At 25.3% G+C, this 5428-nt stretch carries 4 protein-coding genes; all 4 read right to left on the minus strand.

Features of this window, described 5'->3' with window-relative positions; genetic code table 11:
* Positions 1-216 precede the first annotated feature (216 nt).
* The 4 genes from Q4E08_RS11360 to Q4E08_RS11375 all read right to left on the minus strand — a co-directional run bounded on the left by Q4E08_RS11360 (position 217) and on the right by Q4E08_RS11375 (position 5389).
* Entirely contained in the window at positions 217-1539 is a 1323-nt protein-coding gene (locus Q4E08_RS11360; protein ID WP_303131048.1) for an NCS2 family permease, read from the minus strand.
* A gap of 219 nt (positions 1540-1758) precedes the next feature.
* Positions 1759-3078 (minus strand): hemolysin family protein, encoded by a 1320-nt coding sequence (locus tag Q4E08_RS11365; RefSeq protein WP_303131052.1) that lies wholly within the window; start codon positions 3076-3078, stop codon positions 1759-1761.
* Positions 3079-3273: 195 nt separating this feature from the next.
* Positions 3274-4497, minus strand: a complete 1224-nt coding sequence (locus Q4E08_RS11370; protein ID WP_303131050.1) for an ABC transporter permease — start codon at positions 4495-4497, stop codon at positions 3274-3276.
* 1 nt (position 4498) lies between these two features.
* A complete protein-coding gene (locus tag Q4E08_RS11375) occupies positions 4499-5389 on the minus strand; it encodes an ABC transporter ATP-binding protein (protein ID WP_303131051.1) in 891 nt (296 codons plus the stop codon).
* Between the last annotated feature and the right edge of the window lie 39 nt (positions 5390-5428).

Below are 5428 nucleotides of genomic sequence, written 5' to 3' on the forward strand. Positions count from 1 at the left end.
TAATATATTTATATTTTATAAATATAAAATATATCTTAACTTTATTTACTAATTAATACTATATTAATATAATAACACTATTATTCTCTATAAGTAAATTAACTAAAATAGCAAATATAAAAAAGCACCTAAAAGTTAAACTTTTAGATGCTTTCATAAAATAACTTATATTATTTTAAATAACACTAAGCTTATTTAATAATATAGCAAAATATTCTAAATTAAAAATTTAAGTAAAAATACAACACCAATTATTACAGTTGTTATACTTATATCTTTTACTTTTCCTGTAAATAATTTTATTAATATGTATGATATTACACCAAATATAATTCCATCTGAAATACTATATGAAAATGGCATCATTATCATAGTTAAAAATGCAGGTATTGACTCTGAATATTCTTCTAAATTTATTTCTCTTATAGGTTCTATCATAAATAAACCTACTAATATTAATGCTGATGCAGTAACAGCTGGTGTTATTGCAGCAAATATTGGTGAAAATAATAAAGCTAAAGCAAACATTATAGCAGTTGAAACTGCTGTAAGTCCAGTTCTACCACCTTCTGCAACTCCTGCTGCACTTTCTACAAAAGTACTTACTGTACTAGTTCCCATGCAAGCCCCTAAAGTTGTACCAATAGCATCTGAAAGCAATGCTTTCTTAATATTTGGAACTTTTCCGTTCTCATCAAGCATTTTAGCTTTAGTTGCAACACCAACTAAAGTACCTATAGTATCAAATAAATCCATAAATAATAAAGTAAATAATACTATTACCATATCAAATGAAAAAATATTATGCCACTCAAAGTCAAAAAGTATTCCACTAATTGATGGTGGTGCACTAATTACAGCACTTGGAATTGGAGTTAATCCAAAAGGAATACCAATTATAGCAGTAATAATCATTCCAATAAAAAGTGCTCCTTTAACTCTTTTTGCTAAAAGTATTGATGTTATTATTAATCCAACTATAGCAAGTAATCCAGCACCATGAGTTATACTTCCTAATGATAATATTGTTCCTCCATCCTTTGGATGAACAACAATTCCTGCACCTTCTAATCCAATAAGTGCAATTAAAAGTCCTATACCAACTGAAATACCTTTTTTTATACAATCAGGTATTGAATCTACAATAGCTTCTCTAACATTAAATAATGTAAGTAATATAAATATTATACCTTCTAAGAATACAGCTGTTAGAGCAAACTGATAAGAATATCCCATTTGTAATACTACTGTATAAGCAAAAAATGCATTTAATCCCATACCTGGAGCTTGAGCAAATGGAAGTTTAGCATAAATTCCTGTTAAAAGTGTTGCTACAAAAGCAGAAAGTGCTGTTGCTGTAAACACTGCTCCTTTATCCATTCCAGCAGCTGAAAGTATTGTTGGATTTACAATAAGTATATATGCCATAGTCATAAATGTTGTAAGTCCTGCAACTACTTCTCTCTTAGAATTAGATCCATTTTTTGTTATCTCGAAGTAATTATCAAGTAATCCATCTTTTTTAAAGAAGTTTTTCATGTTATCACTCTTTCATTTATTTTTTCGTCCGCTTTTAATAATATATCATTTTTCGATAAATTTCTACCCTCAACACGAATATTTTTTTATTCTTTTTAAGTTTTATATATTTTTATTTAAGTTATATACATTATAAAATCACTTTCCTCATATAATATTCGCCTTTATATAAATAAAAATGGATAGATTATTTTTTAAAATAATCTATCCAATATAAACTTACTCTTTAAATATAGTTACTTCAACTTCTTCAATTCTTCTTCCAGTAACTTCTTTTACTTTTAAATGTATATTATCTACATCAAATTCTATATTGACTCCTTCTTTTGGTATTTTACCTATTCTAGTTATCATATATCCATTTAATGTATCAAAATCTTCATCTTCTTCAATACTTGTCCCAAACTCATCATTGAAATCATGAATATTTATAGTTCCTTTTACTAAATACTTATACTCATCTATTTTCTTTATATCTGGTTCATCTATATCATATTCATCATCAATATCTCCAACTATTTCTTCAACTAAATCTTCCATAGTTACAATTCCTGAAAAACCACCATATTCATCTATTAATAGTGCCATATGATTTTTGTTTAATTGAAGCTCTTTAAATAATTCATTTATCCTCTTAGTTTCTGGAACAAAATATGGTTTATGAAGTATATGCTTTATATTAAGATTTTCAAAACCTACTTTTCTTGCCATTATAAATAAATCTTTTGTATATAGTATTCCTACTATATTATCTATATCCCCTTCATAAACTGGTATTCTTGAATATTGTAGATTTATTATATCATCCAATTCTTCATTTATATCATCAGAAATATTTATCATATATGTATCTTTTCTAGATGTCATTATTTCTTTAGATAATCTATCATTAAATTCAAATACACTGTCTAACATTTCTTTTTCTGATTCATCAATTGCACCTTCAACTTCACCTTCTGAAATTAAAGCCTGTATCTCTTCTTTAGATACTTTTTCTTCTATTCCTTCTTTATTAAAACCTAATAATTTAAGTATTAATGAAGTTGAAAATGAAAGTATTTTTACAAATGGTTTTGTAATTATAAGTACAATATATATTGTTTTTACAGATCTTAAAGCTACCTTTTCTTTATTTTTAAGCGCTATTCTTTTTGGTACTAATTCTCCAAATACTAATGTAAAGTATGTAAGAATTATTGTAACTATTATTACTCCTAATTGATTAGCATATGGTATATTCAATGCTTCTAATTTATTTGAAAGTACTACTGAAATACCTGTTGCAGCTGATGCACTAGATAAAAAAGCTGCTAATGTTATTCCTATTTGTATTGCTGCTAGGAAATTACCCTGATTTTTCATAATTTTTTCTAAAAGTTGCGCTTTTTTATTACCTTCTTCACTTAAAAGCTTAACTCTATTTTTATTTACTGATGCTATTGCCATCTCTGCTGATGAAAAAAAAGCATTAATTAATGTTAATATTATTATTATTATTATTTGCATAATAATACTTTCCGGCTCTGGTTCTATCATTATTTTCCTCCCAAATTTTATCATATAGAAGTAATATATCATATGTTTTCATAATTTCCAACCATTATATATTTAATAAATTAGAAATTTTTAGTATATTTTTCATAAAGTAAGCTATCTTAAATTAAGATAGCTTATTTAAATGTTTTATTTTAATCCATTATATTTAATTTAACTATTTTCAATAAAAAATAGAATTTAAACTTTACCTCTTAAAGCTTTCATTAATGAAATTTTATTTCCATAATGTAAAGTTCCTCTTCTATATAATTTACTACTAATAACTCCAACTATAATTATAAAACCTATATTTATAATTGTAGTTATTATAATCTCTATAAATCCAACATTTGATAAAACAATTCTCTCAAATATTATAAGCGGTGATGCGAAAGGAATATAACTCATAACCTTAGCAAAAGTAGTATCTATATTAAACATACAATTCATAGCTATTAAAAATACAACTACAAATACCATAGTTATTGCTCCCATAGATGAATTTACATCTTGTGGACTTGTTGCAAGAGAAGCTACTGCTGCATAAAGCATTGAAAAAGTTAAATATCCAAGTAAGAAATAGAATATAAATGATAATATTATTGATACATTTAAATTTAAAGATTCAATAACTTCCATACTAAAACCTGAAGTTTTAAGCATTATAAATCCTGCACCTAAAAGTATTAATATTTGTGTTAATCCAACTGCACAAACTCCAAGTACCTTACCAAAGAATAATTCCATTGGTTTTGCCATAGTAATTAATGTTTCCATTATCCTGTTTGTCTTTTCTTCTATAACAGAATTTGCAACCATTGAGCCAAATGTTAATGTAATCATATATATACCAAAAACAAGTGCATATACAAGAGTCATTCTCTCGTTAGATGAGTTCCCCTTTTGTATAACTTCTAAATTAGCTGGTGACATTATTTTAGAATAATCCTCATTACTTAAATTATATTTTTTCATATTATTCATTATTTTTATTTCACTTAATATAGAGTTAACTTTATTGGTTAATTCTTGACCTGGTGATTTATTTACGTATAACTTTCCACTTACATCTTTTACTTCTGAAATTTCTAATATAGCCTTAAATTTTGAATCTCCAGATTCAAGTTCTGATTTAACTTTATTAACTTCATCAATATTTTTTGCTATTACAAAATTATAACTATCATCATTTATTTTACTTAACAATTCTTTATTAACTAATTTATTATTAATCGCTCCATTATTATTCACTTCACATATCATAATATTATCTGTTGAATTACTTTTAAATAAAGACATTATTTTATCCATATTAAAAAATCCAAGCATTATTATTAAAGTAATTATAGTAGAAATTATAAGTCCCTTATTTCTAATTGTTTCTCTATAAGTAAAACCAAATATCGTTAAAAATTTACTCACTTTAATCACCTAACCTTTCTATGAAAATATCATTTAATGATGGTTTTTCAAAATAAAAACCATTAATATCTAAATCTTGGTTAGTGATTTTTCTTAAAATTTCTTTTCCTTTTTTAATATCTCTTATATCAACTATAAATTTTCCATTTTCATATTTATATGAATTCACTTCTTCTATTTTTAATATATCTTCTATACCTTTTTCTCCTTCTATAATAAGAGCCTTTACCCCATAATCTTCCTTAATTTTTTCTAAATTTCCTTGAAGAATTGTTTCTCCTTTTTTTAGCATTATTATATCATCACAAAACTCTTCAACATCAGCCATTCTATGACTACTAAAAATTAAAGTTTTTCCCTTATTAAGCAGTTCTCTTATAACAATTTTAAAAGTTTCAACATTTACAGGATCTAATCCACTAAATGGTTCATCTAATATTATTACATCTGGATTATGCATTATAGCAACTATAAGTTGAATCTTTTGCTTGTTACCTTTTGATAATGTTTCAACCTTTTTATTTAAATATTCACTTATTTCAAACCTATCTAACCAATATTTTATTGATTCTAAAGCATTATTTTTTCTCATTCCATAAAGAGATGCAAAATATAATAACTGATTCTTTACAGTAAACTTTAAATATAATCCTCTCTCTTCAGGTAAATATCCAAAGGATTTTTGATTAAAGTTTAACTCCTTATTATTAATTAAAACCTTTCCATTATCACTTGGAAGTATTCCTAAAAGAATTCTTATAGCTGTAGTTTTACCTGCTCCATTTCTTCCTAGTAACCCTAATGCCTTTCCACTATCAATAGTAAAATTTAAATTTTTAAGAGCTTGCACATCACCAAAGGATTTGCTTATACCTTGTGCTTCTATTTTCATAATGTCCCCCTTTTGTTTAAGTAGTTATAAATTTAACAA

This window comes from Clostridium sp., from assembly GCF_030532265.1.
Classification (GTDB): Bacteria; Bacillota; Clostridia; order Clostridiales; family Clostridiaceae; genus Clostridium.